General features: G+C 72.7%; 21 protein-coding genes. 16 read left to right on the top strand and 5 right to left on the bottom strand.

The annotated features are described in order from the left end of the window. Both VIU94_RS44825 and VIU94_RS36490 read right to left on the bottom strand, forming a co-directional pair. Positions 1-95: acyl-CoA carboxylase epsilon subunit (locus tag VIU94_RS44825; RefSeq protein WP_414721068.1), on the bottom strand; the 95-nt coding region annotated here is incomplete at its 3' end. A 14-nt stretch (positions 96-109) separates the two neighbouring features. Further along, positions 110-1,726: an acyl-CoA carboxylase subunit beta gene (locus tag VIU94_RS36490; protein ID WP_331918485.1), complete on the bottom strand. Its 1,617-nt coding sequence runs from the start codon at positions 1,724-1,726 to the stop codon at positions 110-112. A 96-nt stretch (positions 1,727-1,822) separates the two neighbouring features. On the opposite strand from VIU94_RS36490, the gene VIU94_RS36485 reads away from it, so the two are divergent. Further along, entirely contained in the window at positions 1,823-2,857 is a 1,035-nt protein-coding gene (locus tag VIU94_RS36485; RefSeq protein WP_331918483.1) for an acyltransferase domain-containing protein, read from the top strand. On the opposite strand, the gene VIU94_RS36480 is transcribed toward VIU94_RS36485, so the two are convergent. Next, the gene (locus tag VIU94_RS36480) at positions 2,818-5,013 is read right to left on the bottom strand and encodes a multicopper oxidase family protein (RefSeq protein ID WP_331918481.1); all 2,196 of its coding nucleotides are present in this window, start codon (positions 5,011-5,013) and stop codon (positions 2,818-2,820) included. The two genes, VIU94_RS36485 and VIU94_RS36480, sit on opposite strands and share 40 nt — an antisense overlap. Positions 5,014-5,120: 107 nt before the next feature. Between VIU94_RS36480 and fabG the strand changes: the two genes are divergently transcribed. From fabG to VIU94_RS36430, 10 genes are all read left to right on the top strand, one after another. After that, the gene (gene fabG, locus VIU94_RS36475; RefSeq protein WP_331918479.1) at positions 5,121-5,861 is read left to right on the top strand and encodes a 3-oxoacyl-ACP reductase FabG; all 741 of its coding nucleotides are present in this window, start codon (positions 5,121-5,123) and stop codon (positions 5,859-5,861) included. 31 nt (positions 5,862-5,892) lie between these two features. After that, a complete protein-coding gene (locus tag VIU94_RS36470) occupies positions 5,893-7,398 on the top strand; it encodes a peptide MFS transporter (protein ID WP_331918477.1) in 1,506 nt (501 codons plus the stop codon). Between the two features lie 119 nt (positions 7,399-7,517). Beyond that, entirely contained in the window at positions 7,518-7,838 is a 321-nt protein-coding gene (locus VIU94_RS36465; protein WP_331918475.1) for a TcmI family type II polyketide cyclase, read from the top strand. A gap of 39 nt (positions 7,839-7,877) precedes the next feature. Continuing rightward, positions 7,878-8,303: a cupin domain-containing protein gene (locus VIU94_RS36460; RefSeq protein WP_331918473.1), complete on the top strand. Its 426-nt coding sequence runs from the start codon at positions 7,878-7,880 to the stop codon at positions 8,301-8,303. After that, positions 8,300-9,565, top strand: a complete 1,266-nt coding sequence (locus VIU94_RS36455) for a beta-ketoacyl-[acyl-carrier-protein] synthase family protein (protein WP_331918471.1) — start codon at positions 8,300-8,302, stop codon at positions 9,563-9,565. Before VIU94_RS36460 ends, VIU94_RS36455 begins: the two co-directional genes overlap by 4 nt. Further along, the gene (locus VIU94_RS36450; protein WP_331918469.1) at positions 9,562-10,773 is read left to right on the top strand and encodes a ketosynthase chain-length factor; all 1,212 of its coding nucleotides are present in this window, start codon (positions 9,562-9,564) and stop codon (positions 10,771-10,773) included. The genes VIU94_RS36455 and VIU94_RS36450 overlap by 4 nt, the downstream gene beginning before the upstream one ends. A gap of 114 nt (positions 10,774-10,887) precedes the next feature. Then, complete coding sequence (locus VIU94_RS36445) at positions 10,888-11,139, top strand: acyl carrier protein (protein ID WP_331918467.1); 252 nt, start codon at positions 10,888-10,890, stop codon at positions 11,137-11,139. Between the two features lies 1 nt (position 11,140). Continuing rightward, complete coding sequence (locus VIU94_RS36440) at positions 11,141-11,611, top strand: SRPBCC family protein (protein ID WP_331918465.1); 471 nt, start codon at positions 11,141-11,143, stop codon at positions 11,609-11,611. Beyond that, complete coding sequence (locus VIU94_RS36435) at positions 11,608-11,940, top strand: antibiotic biosynthesis monooxygenase family protein (protein ID WP_331918463.1); 333 nt, start codon at positions 11,608-11,610, stop codon at positions 11,938-11,940. The genes VIU94_RS36440 and VIU94_RS36435 overlap by 4 nt, the downstream gene beginning before the upstream one ends. Before the next feature lie 32 nt (positions 11,941-11,972). Beyond that, entirely contained in the window at positions 11,973-12,407 is a 435-nt protein-coding gene (locus VIU94_RS36430; protein ID WP_331918461.1) for an SCP2 sterol-binding domain-containing protein, read from the top strand. 82 nt (positions 12,408-12,489) lie between these two features. Here VIU94_RS36430 and VIU94_RS36425 read toward each other — a convergent pair whose 3' ends face one another. Both VIU94_RS36425 and VIU94_RS36420 read right to left on the bottom strand, forming a co-directional pair. After that, a complete protein-coding gene (locus tag VIU94_RS36425) occupies positions 12,490-13,230 on the bottom strand; it encodes a SchA/CurD-like domain-containing protein (protein WP_331918459.1) in 741 nt (246 codons plus the stop codon). 35 nt (positions 13,231-13,265) lie between these two features. Further along, the gene (locus VIU94_RS36420) at positions 13,266-13,712 is read right to left on the bottom strand and encodes an anthrone oxygenase family protein (RefSeq protein ID WP_331918457.1); all 447 of its coding nucleotides are present in this window, start codon (positions 13,710-13,712) and stop codon (positions 13,266-13,268) included. Between the two features lie 216 nt (positions 13,713-13,928). Between VIU94_RS36420 and VIU94_RS36415 the strand changes: the two genes are divergently transcribed. From VIU94_RS36415 to VIU94_RS36395, 5 genes are read left to right on the top strand one after another with little or no spacing between them, the layout of a single operon-like run. Beyond that, positions 13,929-14,384, top strand: a complete 456-nt coding sequence (locus tag VIU94_RS36415; RefSeq protein ID WP_331918455.1) for an anthrone oxygenase family protein — start codon at positions 13,929-13,931, stop codon at positions 14,382-14,384. 42 nt (positions 14,385-14,426) lie between these two features. After that, entirely contained in the window at positions 14,427-15,479 is a 1,053-nt protein-coding gene (locus tag VIU94_RS36410; RefSeq protein WP_331918487.1) for a methyltransferase, read from the top strand. 56 nt (positions 15,480-15,535) lie between these two features. Further along, positions 15,536-16,285, top strand: a complete 750-nt coding sequence (locus VIU94_RS36405) for an SDR family NAD(P)-dependent oxidoreductase (protein ID WP_331918453.1) — start codon at positions 15,536-15,538, stop codon at positions 16,283-16,285. A 1-nt stretch (position 16,286) separates the two neighbouring features. Next, positions 16,287-16,604, top strand: a complete 318-nt coding sequence (locus VIU94_RS36400; protein ID WP_331918451.1) for an antibiotic biosynthesis monooxygenase family protein — start codon at positions 16,287-16,289, stop codon at positions 16,602-16,604. Next, positions 16,601-16,918 carry an antibiotic biosynthesis monooxygenase family protein gene (locus VIU94_RS36395; RefSeq protein WP_331918449.1) on the top strand — a complete coding sequence of 106 codons (318 nt, stop codon included), beginning with the start codon at positions 16,601-16,603 and terminating at the stop codon, positions 16,916-16,918. The genes VIU94_RS36400 and VIU94_RS36395 overlap by 4 nt, the downstream gene beginning before the upstream one ends. Positions 16,919-17,102 lie beyond the last annotated feature (184 nt).

Genomic DNA, 17,102 nt, shown 5'->3' with positions numbered 1-17,102 from the left:
CCGCCGGACCCCGCGGCCCGGTCCCGGCCGGCCGCCAGCGCCTGCAGGACCAGGACGCAGGCGGCGAGTTCCTCCGCCGTCGGCGTGCCGCGCACCACGCGGACGGCGCTCACTGCGGCTGGTTCCCGTGCTTGCGGCTGGGCAGCGGCGCGTGCTTGGCCCGGAGCATCGCAAGGGCTCCGATGAGCCGGATCCGGGTCTCCGCCGGGTCGATCACGCTGTCGACGAGGCCGCGCTCGGCCGCGTAGTACGGGTGCATCAGCTCCGCCCGGTACTCCTTGACCAGCCGGGCCCGGGTCGCGTCCGGGTCGGCCGCGGCCGCGATCTCGCGCCGGAAGACGACGTTCGCCGCCCCCTCCGCGCCCATGACGGCGATCTCGTTGCTCGGCCAGGCCAGCGAGACGTCCGTGCCGATGGAGCGGGAGTCCATGACGATGTACGCGCCGCCGTACGCCTTGCGCAGGATCAACTGGACGCGCGGCACGGTGGCGTTGCAGTACGCGTAGAGCAGCTTGGCCCCGTGCCGGATGATGCCGCCGTGCTCCTGGTCGACGCCGGGCAGGAAGCCGGGCACGTCGACGAGGGTGACCAGCGGGATGTTGAACGAGTCGCAGGTCTGGACGAAGCGGGCCGCCTTCTCGGAGGCGTGGATGTCCAGGACGCCGGCGAACGCGGACGGCTGGTTGGCGACGACGCCGACCACTTGGCCGTCGAGCCGGGCCAGGGCGCAGACGATGTTGGTCGCCCAGCTCTCGGAGATCTCGACGTAGTCGCCGTCGTCGACGATCTCCTCGATCACCGCCCGCATGTCGTACGCGCGGGCCGGGTCGGCCGGCACCAGGTCGAGCAGGGCCTCGGTGCGCCGGTCGGGCGGGTCCTGCGAGGGCTCGGCGGGCGGCAGTTCGCGGTTGTTCGAGGGCAGCAGGGACAGCAGATGGCGCACGTCCTCCAGGCAGGACTCCTCGTCGTCGCAGGCGAAGTGCGCGACGCCGGAGACCGAGGCGTGCGCGTCGGCGCCGCCCAGCGCGTCCATCGTGATCACCTCGCCGGTCACGGCCTGCACCACGTCGGGCCCGGTGATGAACATCTGGGCCGTGCCGCGCACCATGAAGACGAAGTCGGTCAGCGCCGGGGAGTACGCGGCGCCGCCCGCGCACGGCCCGAGGATCACGCTGATCTGCGGGATGACCCCGGAGTTGCGCACGTTGCGGGTGAAGATGCCGCCGTAGCCGGCGAGCGCGGTGACGCCCTCCTGGATCCGGGCGCCCGCGCCGTCGCAGAGGCCGACGATCGGCGCTCCGGCGGCCTCGGCCAGGTCCATCAGCTTGTGGATCTTCTCGGCGTGCGCCTCGCCGAGGGCGCCGCCGAAGATCCGGAAGTCGTGGGCGTAGGCGAACACGGTCCGGCCGTGCACCTTCCCCCAGCCGGTGACGACGCCGTCGGTGTGCGGGCGGCGGTCCTCCAGGCCGAAGCCGGATGCCCGGTGCCGGCGCAGCTCCTCGATCTCGGAGAACGTGCCCGCGTCGAAGAGCAGCGCGATGCGCTCGCGCGCGGTCAGTTTCCCCTTGGCGTGCTGTGCTTCGGTCGCCCGGTCGCTCGGGCCGCGTCGCACGCGCTCGTGCAGTGCGGCGAGCTCCGCCGCACGGTCGCGCAGACAGCCGTCCGCGGGGGCCAGTGTGCTCGTCCTGTTCCCCGGTATCGGGGGCGTTTCCTCGACGACGCTCATGGGGTGCAGCATGCGCCGCCGTGCTCAAGGCGGGCTCGAACGCTTCTGCATGAGGCGCTGGAGAACGGCTCGATCGGTGCGGACCACCCTGGTGCCATGACTCTTCCTCACCGCCGCTCCGTCGTCCTGATGTTCCCGGGGACCGGAGCGCAGTACGCGCGCATGGCGGCCGGGCTCTACGAGCACGAGCCGGTCTTCACCCGGGCCGTGGACGAGGTCGTGGACCTGCTCGGGACGGAGGGCGAGGAGGCCAGGTCGGACTGGCTGGCCCCGGAACCGGCGGTGCCGATGGACGCCGACACCCGGTCCGCGCCCCTGCTGTTCGCCGTGAACTACGCCATGGGGCGGCTGGTCGAGAGCTGGGGAGTGCGGCCGGACGCGTATCTCGGCCACAGCATGGGCGAGTTCACCGCCGCCGTGCTCGCCGGGGTGTTCGCCCTGGACGACGCGGTGCGGCTGCTGTGGGAGCGCGTGCTGATGCAGCGGACCACCCCGGCGGGCGGGATGCTCGCGGTCGCCGCCGCGCCGGGGGAGTTGAGCCGGTACCTGGGCGACGACGTCGTGGTGGCGGCGGTGAACGGGCCCCGGCACACGGTTCTTTCGGGTCCCGACGCGCCACTGGACGCGGTGGCGGGCCGGCTGACCGCGGACGGCCGGACCTTCAGGGGGCTCGCCGCCCGCAGCCCGTACCACAGCCCGGCCCTGGCGCCGCTGGTGGAACCGACCGAGGCGCTGATCCGTACGATGCGGCTCGCGCCGCCCCGTACGCCGCTGTACTCCGCGTACACGGGCCGGCTGCTCGCCCCTGAGGAGGCGGTCCGCGCGGCGTTCTGGGCGGCCCAGCCGACCACGCCGGTCATGTTCTGGCCGACGCTCGACGAGGTGCTGAGGGTGGAGGACCGGATCCTGGTGGAGGCCGGGCCTTCGCAGAGCCTGACGGTGATCGCCCGCGGCCACGAGTCCGTGCGCTCGGGTCGCAGCGCGGTGATCGCCACGCTGCCTCCCCGGGCCCTGGGGCCCGGGGAGGACCGGCGGAGCGTGCACGCGGCGCGCGAGCGGCTGCTGGCGCTGACCAGCAGTGGGCGGACGGATCACTCGGGCAGGTTGCCGCTGGACCTTCCGGCCTCGTAGGGGCTGGTCACGCCGTCGTAGGCCAGGTGGAGGACCATTCCGTCGCGGGCGTGGTCGAGGTTGTGGCAGTGGTCCATCCACAGGCCGGGGTTGTCGGCGCGGAACGCGACCTCGTACCGCTCGCCGGGCGCGACGTTCAGGGTGTCGGTCCACCAGGGGCTGCCGGTCGCCCGCTCGCCGTTGCGGGAGAGCACGAGCATGCGGTGGCCGTGCAGGTGCATGGGGTGGTCGTCCAGGCTCCGGTTGACGAAGGTCGTGCGCACGGTGTCGCCCTCCCGCACCAGCAGCGCGGGGATGTCCGGGTAGACGGCGTTGTTGACGGTCCACATCATCATGGGCCGGCCGTCGAAGAAGCCGACGCTGTTGCCGAGCACGAGGTGGAAGTTCCGGTCGTACGTCGTGCCGGGGCCGAACGGGGCGGCGGCGGGCGAGCCGTAGTGCAGCGGGTCGAAGAGCGGGCCCTTGACGGCGGGCGGCGGGTCGCCCGCGCCGCTCGGGTCGAGCAGCAGCGACGCCTTCTCCGTACGGCCCGTCCCGTACGCGCCGTCCTCGCCGCAGCCCTCGAAGCCACGGCCGCCGCCGGAGGCGTTGGCGTCGCCGACGATCGTCAGGTGCACCGGACCGGCGGGCTGGGCGAAGGTCACGTCGAGCCGGCCGCCGCCGGCGATCCGCAGCAGGCGGTCCTTCACCTCGGTGGGTCCCGACACCTCGTTGCCGTCGATCGCGGCGACCTTGAACCCGGTCCCGGCGAGGGAGTACGTACGCGGGCAGTTGTCGGCGTTGACCAGGCGCAGCCGGACCGGGGTCCCGGCGGGGACCTTCTCGGCGCGCAGGCGGGTGTCGTCTCCGAGCGCGGTGCGCAGCAGGCCGCCCGCCCCGTTCTGGCCGCTGAGCGCTCCGCCTCCGCCGCGGTGCGGTCCGCCGGCCTCGCCCTTCGCGCCGGCCATCGGCCAGGCGTGGGCGACGACCGTCCGGTCCAGGCCCGCCGGGCGCGCGCCGGGCTCGTCCACGATCAGCGCGCCGAACAGGCCGCGGGTCACGACGGTGCTGGACTGCTGGTGCGAGTGGTACCAGAAGGTGCCCGCGCGGGGCGCCCGGAAGCGGTACACGTGGCGGCCGCCGGGCCGTACCGCGTTCTGGGTGACTCCGGCGACGCCGTCCTCGGCGTTCGGGACGTCGACGCCGTGCCAGTGCACGGTGACGCCCTCGGCGACGTTCTGGTTGATCAGGACGACCTCGATCAACTCGCCGCGCAGCATGTGCAGTTCGGGGCCGGGGAGGCTTCCGTTGAAGGCGAGGGCGGCCACCTCCTCCCCCGAGGCCAGGCGCATCGTGCGGCTGGTCGCGGTGAGGGTGAAGCGCCGGGCGGGCTGCTCGGTCCGCGGCCCGGAGAGCTTGGCGAGGTCGCGGACCGGGGCCTTCCCGGCCGCCGGGCCGCCGCCGGTGTCGTACGCGTGCTGGTGGTGGGCGTTGCCGACCCGGCTCGGCAGCCGGCTCTCCTGGGCCATCAGGGTGCAGCCGCCGGTGGACAGCAGCACGACCGTGGTGACCAGGGCGGTGGGGCGCACCATGCGCCGGGCGCGGGACGGCGGCGTCCAGCCGGGGGCGGCCAGGTCCGCGCGGAAGCGCTGCTGGAACAGCAGCAGCGCGCCCGCGGCCACGGCCAGCACGGCCAGTTCGAGGAGGAACGGGCCGGTGTACGCCGGGGCGGGCGGGTGGAGGGTGAGCGCCGCGGCGACGACGGTGGCACTGAAGCAGGCCCGGACGGGAACGACGAGTCGCGGGTCGGCGGCGGCCCGGCGCAGGGCGGCCAGGCCCTCCTCCGAAGGCGCCTGGCGGGCGAGCCGCAGGTACGCCGGTACCGAGAACACCGCCACGGCCGCGCCCGCCAGGATCAGGGGCACGGCCGCGAACAGCACGAAGTCCGTGGCCGCCGGCCATCCCGCCTCCGCGGCCAGCGCGAAGACGAAGGCGACCCGCAGGGCCAGGACGAGCAGCGAGACGGACAGCAGGATCAGGCCCAGGAGGGCTCTGGACCGGAGCGAGTGCGCGGTGCGCCGGGTCGCGAGACAGCGGGCCCCGCGCGCCGCGAATCCCCAGAAGACCGCGGCCAGTACGGCCCACAACAGGTTCTGCTCGAAGAGGTTCTCCACCATGCGGGCAGCGTGACGCGTGCCCTTCGAGTCTGCCTCGAGGCCGCCGGGCGATGCTCGCCGCGGCCGCGGCAGCCGCCCCGGCCGCGGCTCGTCGAAGGGGACATGTGATGGGGGAGAGGCGCTGTGCGCTGGTGACCGGCGGCTCGCGGGGCATCGGCCGAGCGATCGCGGTCCGGCTCGCGCAGACGGGCTACGACATCGGGTTCTGCTCCCGGTCCGCGGACGAGGCGGCCCTGGAGACGGCCCGCCTCGTCGCCGAGGCCGGGGCGGCCGTGCACCACGCGGTCTGCGACGTCACGGACGCGGAGGCGGTGAAGGCCTTTGTCGCGGGGGCGGAGGAGAAGCTGGGCGCGCCGTACGCGGTGGTCAACTCCGCGGGGGTGCTGCGGGACCGCCCGATGGCGCTGATGTCGGCGCAGGACTGGCAGTCGGTGGTCGGCACCAGCCTGGACGGGGCTTTCCACGTCACCCGCGCGGTGGTGCGCGGCCTGATCACCCGCCGGGCGGGCGCGGTGGTGAACGTGTCGTCCGTGATCGGGGTGTACGGGAACCCCGGCCAGACGAACTACGCCACGGCCAAGGCCGGCCTGAACGGGCTCACCCGCGCGCTCGCCAAGGAGGTCGCCCCGTACGGGGTGCGGGTCAACGCGGTGGCGCCGGGGTTCATCGAGACCGACATGCTCGACGGCATGACGGCCAAGGCCCGGGAGGCCGCGCTGGGGAAGGTCGCCATGGGGCGCTTCGGCAGCGCCGAGTCCGTCGCCGAGCTGGTCGCCTTCCTGCTGTCCGACTCGGCCGACTACATCACCGGCCAGGTCGTGCAGATCGACGGCGGCATAGCGCTGTGAGACGGCGGCACAGCGCGTTGAGGGGCCGGGCATGACCGCGCACGGCACGACGGCCGAGTCCCCCGCCCTGCTGCCCGGCGGCCCGGACCGCCCGCTGCGGGCGATGTTCCGCGAGCGCTGGTTCAGCGCCCTGTTCATGACCGACATGTGGGAGCGGTTCAGCTTCTACGGGATGCAGGCCCTGCTCTTCCTGTACGCGACCGCGCCGAAGGCGGAGGGCGGCCTCGGCCTCTCGGACGGCACGGCCGGCGCGCTGTTCGGCCTGTACATCTCGGCGTCGTTCCTGGCCGCGATGCCCGGCGGCTGGCTCGGCGACCGGGTGCTCGGCACGCACCGGGCGATGCTGACCGGCGCGCTGGTGATCGCCGCGGGGCACGCGTGCATGGCCGTGCCCGCCACCACCGCGTTCTATCTCGGCCTGATGCTCGTCGCCCTCGGCACCGGGCTGCTCAAGCCCAACCTTCCCGTGATGTTCGACCAGATGAACCCGGGGGCGTCCAGCTCGCAGCGGCAGGCGGCCTTCTCCCTCTTCTACATGAGCGTCCAGGTCAGCGCGCTGCTCGGCCCGCTCGTCACCGGCGCGCTCGGCGAGCGCGTCGACTGGCATCTGGGCTTCGGGGCGGCCGCGGTCGGCATGGTCTTCGGCGTGCTCCAGTACCTGCACGGGGCCCCGGCCCTGCGCGGGACGCGGACCGGGCCCAGCCGTCCGCTGCCGCCGGAGGCGATGCGCCGGCTGGTCCGCGGCGCCTGGGCGGCGCTCGCGCTCGCGGTGCTGCTGGCCGCCGGGGCCCTGGCGGCGGGCGGGGCGGCGCTGCACCCGGTGCTCGCGCTGTGCGGTCTCGGGTCCCTTGCCGCGCCCGTCTGGTACTTCCGGCGGCTGCTGCGCGGGGCGGAGCTCGGCGTCGCGGAGCGCGCCCGGGTCCGCGGCTATCTGCGGGTCTTCGCTCCGTCGGTGCTGTTCTGGGCGATGTTCGGGCAACTCGGCTCGGTCTTCAGCCTGTTCGCCCGCGAGCACACCGACCGCGAGATCGCGGGCTTCACGGTCCCGGCGAGCTGGTTCCAGTCCGCGCACCCGCTGTTCCTGCTGCTGCTCGCCCCGGCCTTCGCCTGGCTGTGGCTGCGGATCGGCGGCCGGGCGGGCTCGGCGCGGAAGTTCGCGGCAGGGCTGGGGTGCGCGGCGGCCGGCTTCGCCGTCCTCGCGACCGGGGCCTGGTTCGCGGCGGAGGACGGAGCGGTGTCGCCCGGCTGGCTGCTCGCCGCGTTCCTCTGGGTGGCCTGCGGCGAGCTGGTCTTCGGACCGGTCGGGCTGAGCACCACGGCCGAGACCGCGCCCGAGGGGCACCGCGGCCGGATGATGGGGCTCTTCTACCTGGGCGCCGCGCTCGGCGCGGGCCTCGGCGGGCAGCTCTCCCGTCTCGTGGGCGTGCTGCCGCTGTGGACGTATCTGGCGGGATTCGCCGCTGCCGCCGCCGTCACGGCCGTCCTGCTGCCTGCCGAAAAGCCGTCGGACGCGCGTCCGGCAACGGCTCGAATCTGACGTCGAGTTGGCCTGGACAGGGCCTCAAGCCGGCCCCTGAATCATCACAACCGGCAGGCCGAACCGCTCACGGCCGCCGGAAGCCCGACCGCTCCGGGCGCCATCCGTAAGGAGTACCCATGGCTCATCGCACACTCATCGTCGCGCGCATGGACCACGACGACGCGGACAAGGTGGCCGCGCTGTTCGCCGAGTCCGACGCCACCGAACTCCCGCACATGATCGGGGTCCAGCGGCGCACCCTGTTCCGCTTCCACGGCCTCTACTTCCACCTGGTGGAGGCGGACGCGCCCATCAACGGCAGCCTCTACCAGGCGCGCAGCCACCCGCTCTACGAGGACATCAACACCCGCCTCCAGGAGTTCATGACGCCCTACTCCCCCGACTGGCGGGAGCCGAAGGACTCGATGGCCGAGTCCTTCTACAGCTGGACCCCCTGAGCCGTCCGCCGCACCCGTCCCCCATCTGTGGAGCACCCAATGCAGACCACCGACCTCATCAAGGTCGCCATCGACGACGTGCCGCCGAACCGCAAGCGCGGCGGCGATCTGCGTGTCCTGCTCAGCCCCAAGACCTGTGGCGCGACCTCGGGGTTCATGGGCGTCGGCACGCTGGAGCCCGGGGAGTTCGTCTCCGAGCACTACCACCCGCACTCCGAGGAGTTCTTCCACGCGATCCGCGGCCGGATCCTGCTCCGGATCGAGGGCCAGGAGCTGATCCTGGAGCCCGGGGAGTCCTTCATGGTGCCGATCGGCGTGCGGCACCGCATCGAGAACCCGGGCGACGAGCAGGCCTTCGTCGCCTTCTTCCTCAGCCCGCTGGCCCCGCGGCCCGAGCTCGGCCACGTCGACTGCGAGCCGCTGCCCGGCGAGGGCACCCTGCCCGAGGTGGGGGGCGCGGGATGACCGGCCGCGCAGTCATCACCGGCATCGGGGTCGTCGCCCCCGGGCAGCCGGGCCGGGAGAACTTCTGGGAGATGATCGTCAAGGGCCGTACGGCGACCCGCCGGATCACCCTGTTCGACCCGACGCCGTTCCGCAGCCGCATCGGCGCGGAGTGCGACTTCGACCCCGAGCAGGCCGGACTCTCCTTCCAGGAGATCCGGCGCACCGACCGGGCCGGCCAGTTCGCGCTGGTCGCCGCCCGGGAGGCGATGGCCGACAGCGGGATCGACCTGGAGAGGGAGAACCCGTACCGGATCGGCGTGAGCATCGGCAACGGCGTCGGCAACGCGATCTCCATGGAGCAGGAGTACCGCACGGTCAGCGACAACGGCCGCGAGTGGCTGGTCGACCAGGGGTACATGAAGCCGCATCTGTACTCGTACGTGATGTCCAGCTCGCTCGCGACGGAGGTGGCGTGGGCGGCGGGCGCGGAGGGCCCGGCGACCGTGGTCAGCTCCGGCTGCTGCGCGGGCATCGACGCCGTCGGGTATGCGGTCGACCTGATCCGCGAGGGCTCGGCCGACGTGATGGTGGCCGGCGCGACCGACGCGCCGATCTACCCGATCACCGTGTCCTGCTTCGACACCCTGCGGGCCTCCTCCACCAGCAACGACGATCCGGAGCACGCCTGCCGCCCGTTCGACCGGCGGCGCAACGGGCTGGTGCTCGGCGAGGGCTCCGCGGTCTTCGTGATCGAGGAGCGGGAGCACGCGCTGGCCCGGGGCGCCCGCATCTACTGCGAGGTGGCCGGCTACGCGGCCCGCGCCAACGGCTACCACATGACCGGGTTGCGGCCGGACGGGCGGGAGATGGGCGAGGCGATCACCGCCGCGCTCGACGAGGCCCGGATCAACCCGGACGAGATCGACTACGCCAACGCCCACGGCAGCGGCACCAAGCAGAACGACCGGCACGAGACGGCCGCGTACAAGCGGAGCCTCGGCGCGCACGCGTACGACATCCCGGTCAGTTCGATCAAGTCGATGGTCGGGCACTCCCTCGGCTCGATCGGCTCGATCGAGATCGCGGCCAGCGCGCTGGCCATCGAGCGGGGCGCGATCCCGCCGACCGCGAACTACGAGGAGCCGGACCCGGAGTGCGACCTGGACTACGTGCCGGGCACCGCGCGCGAGGCGGAGCTCGACGTGGTCCTGAGCGTCGGCAGCGGCTTCGGCGGCTTCCAGAGCGCCGTGGTGCTCACCTCACCCAGGAGGTCCTCATGAGCGCCCCCGTCATCACCGGGGTGGGCGTCGTCGCGCCCAACGGCCTGGACCGCGAGGCGTGGTGGCAGGCGACCCTGGACGGGAAGTCGGGCATCGGCCGGATCAGCCGGTTCGACCCCGAGCGCTATCCGGTGCGGGTCGCGGGCCAGGCCGACGGCTTCGACCCGGCGGACCACGCGCCGCAGCGGCTGGTCAGCGAGACCGACCCGATGACCCAGTACGCCTTCGCCGCGACGAACGAGGCGCTGGCCGACGCGGCCGTGGTGCCGGACGCGTTCGCCGACCTGGACATGGCGGTCATCACCGCCAACTCCTCCGGCGGCGTCGAGTTCGGCCAGCGCGAGCTGCAGAAGCTGTACGCCGAGGGGCCCCAGGCCGTGGGCGCGTACATGGCCATCGCCTGGTTCTACGCCGCGACGACCGGGCAGCTGTCCATCCGGCACGGCATGCGCGGGCCCTGCAGCGTGGTCTGCTCGGAACAGGCCGGCGGCCTGGACGCGCTGGCGCAGGCCCGTCGCGTACTCGCCAAGGGCACCAAGCTGGTGGTGTCCGGCGGGACCGACGCCTCGCTCTCCCCGTACGGTCTGGTCTGCCAGCTGTCCAACGGCAGGCTCAGCGAGGAGCCGCGGCCGGACCGCGCTTTCGTGCCCTTCGACGGCGCCGCGAGCGGATACGTGCCGGGCGAGGGCGGCGCGATCCTGATCGTGGAGAGCCGGGACGACGCCCGGCGCCGCGAGGTCCCCCGGATCTACGCGGAGATCGCCGGCTACGCGGCGACCTTCGACCCGCGTCCCGGCTCGGGCCGGCCGCCCGGCCTCCGGCGGGCCGCCGAGCTCGCCCTGGCCGAGGCCGGCGCCGCGCCGGGGGACGTCGACGTGGTCTTCGCCGACGGCTACGGCGTGCCGGAGCTCGACCGGCAGGAGGCCGAGGCCATCACGGCCGTCTTCGGCCCGGACGCGGTCCCGGTGACCGTGCCCAAGACGATGACCGGCCGGCTCTACGCGGGTGGCGCGGCGCTCGACGCGGCCGCCGCCGTCCTCGCCCTGCGCGACCAGGTGATCCCGCCGTCGGTCAACATCCGCCCGGACCGCGCGCACCGGCTCGACCTCGTCACGGACCGGCCGCGCGAGGCGCGGCTGCGCACCGCGCTCGTCCTCAGCCGCGGCTACGGGGGGTTCAACGCGGCCATGGTCCTGCGCTCCGAGTGACCGCAGGACCAGTACGACGGCCGGCTTCCCCGTGCCGGCCGGCTCCCCTGCCCCGCATCCCCCGCAGTCATCCGCTCGCACACGCAACACCCACGTCCCCAGGAGGAAGTAGAGATGAGCAGCAACATGACCTTCGGCGACCTCAAGGAGATCATGAGCCGGTGCACCGGTGAGACCGAGGAGCTCACCGAGGACCACCTCGCCGTCGACTTCACCGATATCGGCTACGACTCCCTCGCGGTCCTGGAGATAGCCAGCCAGATCCAGCGCGAGTACGGCCTGCAGATCCCGGACGAGGCCATCGAGGAGATGAACTCTCCCCAGGACGTGATCAATTACGTCAACACCAGCCTCGCGGCGGCCTGACATGGCAGCCACCGACAACAGCATCGTGATCGCCGCGCCGATGGACCTGGTGTGGGACATGACGAACGACGTCGAGTCCTGGCCGCAGCTGTTCTCGGAGTACGCCGCGGCCGAGATCCTGGAGCGCGACGGGGCCACCCTGCGCTTCCGGCTCACCCTCCACCCGGACGAGGACGGGGCCGTCTGGAGCTGGGTCTCCGAGCGCACCCCCGACCCCGCCACGCGGACCGTGCGCGCCCGGCGGATCGAGACGGGCCCGTTCGAGTTCATGGACCTGTTCTGGACGTACGAGCAGACCGACGGCGGCGTGGAGATGCGCTGGCGCCAGGAGTTCACGGTCCGCTCCGGGCTGCCGTTCGGCGACAAGGAGATGTCCGACCGGCTGAACACCAACACCCGCCGGGAGATGGCCCGGATCAAGGGCCTGGTGGAGCAGGCGGCCGCGGAGCGGTCGGCGGCGGTGCGGCCGTGACCCGCCCCGCGCCCGGACTGCGGGTCCTGCTCCGGATCCGGATCACGCCGGGCCGCGAGGCGGAGTTCGAGGAGCTGTGGCGCGGCCACGCCGAGACCGTCCGCCGCTTCCCCGACAACCACGGCCAGCAACTGCTGCGGCTGCGCGGGGAGACGGGCGACTACACCGTGCTGACCGACTGGACGGACGAGCCGTCCTTCCGGGCGTTCGAGCAGAGCGCGGAGCAGCAGGCGTATCTCCAGCTGCTCTGGCCGATGCGGGCGGGCGGCGAGATGCATCTGCTCGACCCGCTCCATGACAGTTCGCCGGCCGTCACGGCCGGACCGTGAGTTCTCGAGACTTCTCGTTCCAGGAGGAACCGGTGAGTGTGCAGCAGGAACAGGTGGACGAGCTCATCGAGCTGGTCGAGACGATCCCGTCCAAGCAGCTGGAGGCGGCCGTCGCCGAGCGCGAAGGCGGTCTGGACGCGGCGCTGACGCTGATCTTCGAACTCCTCGTGTCGGAGTTCAACCCGAAGAAGGCGGAGGGCCAGAAGGGCGTCTTCCAGTTCGACATCGCCTCCTTTGAGGGGAAGAAGCTCCACTACGTGCACGTCGAGGCCGGCGAGTGCCGGACCGACGAGGGGCAGCACGACAGCCCGGACATCACGATCGGGATCAAGTTCCCGGACATGATGGCGATGGGCGTCGGCAAGCTGCCCGGGGCCAAGGCCTTCCTGACCGGCAAGCTGAAGCTGCGCGGCAGCCCGCTGATGGGCACCAAGCTCGGCGAGTGGTTCGACCACCCCGAGGTGTGACGCGGAGCGGCGCCCACGAAACCGCCGCCGGGCCCCTCGGGTCCGGCGGCGGTTTCGTCGTACGGCGATGTCCCCTCGCGGGTCAGTCCACGCCCAGGACGGACATGTGCGAGACGGACACCATGGCCTGCTCGTGCACCAGGGCCAGGTACGCGTCCGGGTGCACGGGCCTCTCGAGGTCCTCCAGGTACGGCTCCAGCCAGGCGTCCGCGTCCTGGCCGAAGCAGCGGTCGGTCAGGTAGCCGACGACGTCGTACGGGTGCCCGTCGTACTGGACGACGCGGACGAGGGTGTCCTCGTGCAGGAAGAGCGCCGTCCGGACGATCGTCGGGTGGTCCTCGGAGAGCAGCAGGGAGGCCCTGCGGTTGACGGTGCCGCGCTCGCGGGCGAGCTCCTCGCCGGCGCCCTTGCGCAGCTGGTGGCGGAGCGCGACGGTGCCGGCCGCGGGCCGTTCGTCGGGGCTGTGCTGTTCCAGCGCGGTCATGAGACTGCGGTGGAAGTGCTGCCGGAAGCCCTCGGGGGTCTCGGTGTCGCGCGCCTCGACGAGGTAGGGCAGGATCGCCCGCTCCGCCTCGTGGACCCCCTTCTGCACGGACATGTGCCGGGCGACCCTGGCCGCGCTGACCCCGTCGTGGTGGATCACCCGGATCACGGTGTCGCCCTGGACGAACAGGCCGGTGCCCAGGAGCATTCCGACGGTCGCGCCGGAGTCGTCCTTGATGACGGGCGAGTCGACCCGGGTGAAGTTGTGCGGCGAGAACACCTCGGCCAGTTCGTCCTCGCATCCGGGACGGACGCGGTAGGTGATGGCATCGAGCGGCATGGCGGTTCCTTCTCCTCAGGAGTGGCGTGGGGGGTTCAAGGTGCGGCGAGCACGGCGACCGTGACGGCCGCCAGGGCGAGCACGGCGAGCGCCGTGCGCAGCCGGTGCCAGGCGCGCCACAGCGGCCGCGGGTCCTGCCACGGTCCGTCCTCGGCGAGCCCGCTCAGCGAGCGGTTGATCGGCACGTTCCCCAGGTGCGAGACGGCCTGTACCCCGATGAGCAGCACGGCGGCCACCGGGAACAGCACCCGGCCCGGCGACTCGGCGAGCCAGCCGAGCACGAATCCGCTGACGGTCACGATGTTGACCAGGATCGGCATCATCGGGTGGTAGCCCCGGCCCAGCAGGGCGTGGGCCCGGAGGTACTCGGCGCGTCCCATGGCCGACATGGCGGGACCCACGCTGACCAGCACAGCCACGAAGATCCCCGTGACGATCCCCGTCCCGATCAGCACGACCCCGCTCAGTACTTCCTCAAGCATCACGACTCCCGGTCCCATGGTTGATGTCCCGGCCACCCTGCTGCCACCTGCTCGATTCGCTGTGGAGGGGTGCTCGACGGCGGCGCCCCGGACCCGGCCGCGGCGCGATCGAGCCGTCTTCGAGTCCGCTTCGACCTGCTGCTCCGAGAGTCGTCGGCAGTGGTCCCGCCGCGTGGCGCGGCGGCAGGTTCGGGAGGGTGATTCGTGGTGGATCCGATGCGGATACTGATGCCCGCGGCGCTTCTCGCCGGCGGTCTCGCGGCCGGCGGTCTCGCCGTCTCGGTGCTCGCGGCCCCGCTGTTCACCACCTTGCCGACCGGGATGTACGTCCCGGTGCACAAGGGACTGGTCACCCGGTTCGACCCGTTCATGCCGATCTCGCTGCTCAGCTGTCTGCTGTGCGACATCGCGCTCGTCGTCGCCGCGCCGCAGACCGCGGTGCGGCTGCTGGCCGCGCTGGGCGCGCTGCTGCTGGCCGCCGCGATGACGGTGTCGCTGACCAAGAACGTGCCGATCAACCGCTGGCTGTCGACGCTCGACCCGCAGGCGCTGCCCGCGGACTTCGAGCGCCTGGACCCGCGCGAGCGCTGGATCCGCTGGAACCGGGTGCGGGGCGCGCTGGCCGTCACCGCCCTGCTGGCGAACGTCGGCGCGACCGCCGTACTCATCTGACCCCCGCACCAACCCCCGGACATAGGAGAAGGCGTGGACACCATGACCGGTGTGGTCGGCCCGGCGATGACCGCCGCGTTGCCGCCGCACGTACGGCTGCTGCTGCTGACGGACGGCAAACGGATATCCCGGGTGCTGCACGTGGTCGCCGAGCTGGGCATCGCCGACGAGCTGGCCGACGGCCCGCTCACCGTCGCGGAGCTGGCGGAGCGGGCCGGCGCGCACGCCGACTCGCTCGGCCGGGTGCTGCGCGTCGCCGCCGCGTTCGGGGTGTTCGCCGAGGAGGCGGACGGCCGGTACGCGCTCAACGACGTCGGCGCCGCGCTGCGCTCCGGGGTGCCCGGCAGCCAGCGGGACATGGTGCTCTACAACGGCGACGAGATGCTGTGGCGCTCCTACGGCCGGCTGATGCACACCGTGCGCACCGGCGAGCCCGCCTTCGAGGCCGCGTACGGGCACACCTTCTTCGAGCACCTGGAGCAGGACCCCGAGGCCGGGGCGCTGTTCGACCGGGCGATGACCGGGATGAGCCACGCCACCGCCCGGATGCTGCTCGACGGCTACGACTTCGGCCGGTTCGGCGAGATCGCCGACATCGGCGGCGGCCGGGGCCTGTTCCTCGCCCAGCTGCTCGCCCGCTTCCCGCAGGTGCGCGGCACCCTGGTCGACCGCCCGACGGTGGTGGCGGAGGCGGAGAAGCAGTTCGAGGAGGCCGGCGTCGCGGAGCGTGTCGAGGTCGTCCCGGGCGACTTCTTCGAGGAGCTGCCCAAGGGCCGGGACGCGTACGTCCTCAAGGCCGTCCTGCACGACTGGGACGACGAGAAGGCCGCCGCGATCCTCGGCCGGGTCCGCGAGGCGCTCGCCGGCGACCCCGAAGGACGGCTGCTGATCTGCGAGTTCCTGGTGGGTCCGGCCAACGAGTGGGACCGGGGCAAGCTCCTCGACCTGGACATGCTGGTCCGCTTCGGCGGGCGCGAGCGGTCCGAGCAGCAGTGGCGCTCGCTGCTCGCGACCGCGGGCTTCGAGCTGGTGAACGAGCCGGTCGCCGGGCGCTGGGCGGTCCTGGAGTGCCGCCCCGTCCCCGCCGCCCGCTGAGCAGCCGACTACCTGAACCCCCTTGCGGCCACGGCCGCGTGAGACCGGAGGATGACGTGGAACTTCGACTGGTGGGCAAGAACGCGCTGGTCACCGGCGGCAGCCGGGGCATCGGCCGAGCCGTCGTGCTGGAGCTGGCCAAGGCCGGTGCCACCGTGGTGACCTGCTACCGGCAGGAGGGCGAGGCGGTCGAGAGCCTGGCCCGCGAGCTGAAGGAGATCGGCGGCGACCACGCGCTGGTGCGCGCCGACGTGGGCACGGCCGAGGGCGTGGAGCTGCTGCTCCAGGAGTGCCGCAGCCGGTTCGAGACGCTGGACGTCCTGGTCAACAACGCGGGCGTGATCAGCCAGATCCCGTTCGCCCAGCTGCCGTTCGAGGAGTGGGAGCGGGTGATCACCACCAACCTCACCGGCCCCTTCATGGTGATCAGCAAGGCGCTCCCGATGCTGCGCGAGGGCTCCTCGGTGATCAACATCGGCTCCCGCGGCGCGATGGCGGGCATCCCGCTGCGCGGCCACTACACCGCCTCCAAGGCCGGTCTCGTCGGGCTCACCCGCTCGCTGTGCAAGGAGCTCGGCGGCAAGGGCATCCGCTTCAACGTCGTCGCCCCGGGCGTCATCGACACCTCGGAGCCCGACGAGCTGACCGACGAGCAGCGGGCCGCGTACAACGAGCGCTATCTGCGGATGATGGCGCTGGGCCGGTTCGGCCGTCCGGAGGAGATCGCCGGCGCGGTGCTGTTCCTGGCGAGCGAGCTGTCCACGTACGTCAACGGCGAGACCCTGCACGTCGACGGGGGCGTCTGAGATGGCCGCGCGGACCGGGTCGTTCCGGGTGCTCCTGACCGTCCAGGTGAAGCCGGGCCTGGAGGCGGACTTCGAGCAGGTCTGGACGGAGGGCAGCAAGGAGGTCACCGCTCAGGCGGCGAACCTGGGGCACACCCTGGCGCGCAGCGCGAAGGACGGCGAGGAGTCCGTCTACTACGTGGTGAGCGACTGGACGGACCAGCAGTCCTTCCTGGCCTTCGAGAGCAGCCCGGAGCACATCAAGCACCGCGAGAAGCTGCACCCGTACCGCACGGGCGGCTCGCTGGCGATGATGCGCATGGTGGAGGTCGCCGGATGAGCGGCGCGCCGGGCCGGGTACGGATCCTGCTGCGGCTGCGGCCCGCGCCCGGCGAGGTGCCCGAGGTGGAGAAGGCGTACCACCGGATCAGCGAGGACCTGGCCGGCACGCCGGGCCTGCTGGGCAACGAGCTGCTGCGCGAGATCACCGACGAGGGCGCGTACGCGGTGCTCAGCGAGTGGGAGAGCATGGCCGCCTTCCGCGACTGGGAGGCGGGCTCGGCCCACCGCGGGACGACCTCGCCGCTGCGGCCGTACCAGGACGCCGAACGCGGCAGCCCGTTCGCGCTGTTCGAGGTGGCGGCGTCGTACTGACCCTCGGACCTGCACGAGCGCCGTGGCGAGCACCTGCTCGCCACGGCGCTTCTGTGTGTACGGGCATGCACGACTGCGGGCACGAATGACGGCGGGCACGAGTGACTGCAGGCACGAATGACGGCGGGCACGAGTGACTGCAGGCACGAAGGACGGCGGGCGCCCGGGCCTCGACGGCTTCCGG

The sequence above is a fragment of the Streptomyces sp. genome (genome assembly GCF_036566765.1).
GTDB lineage: Bacteria > Actinomycetota > Actinomycetes > Streptomycetales > Streptomycetaceae > Streptomyces.
This window is presented reverse-complemented; position numbering and strand designations above follow the sequence as displayed.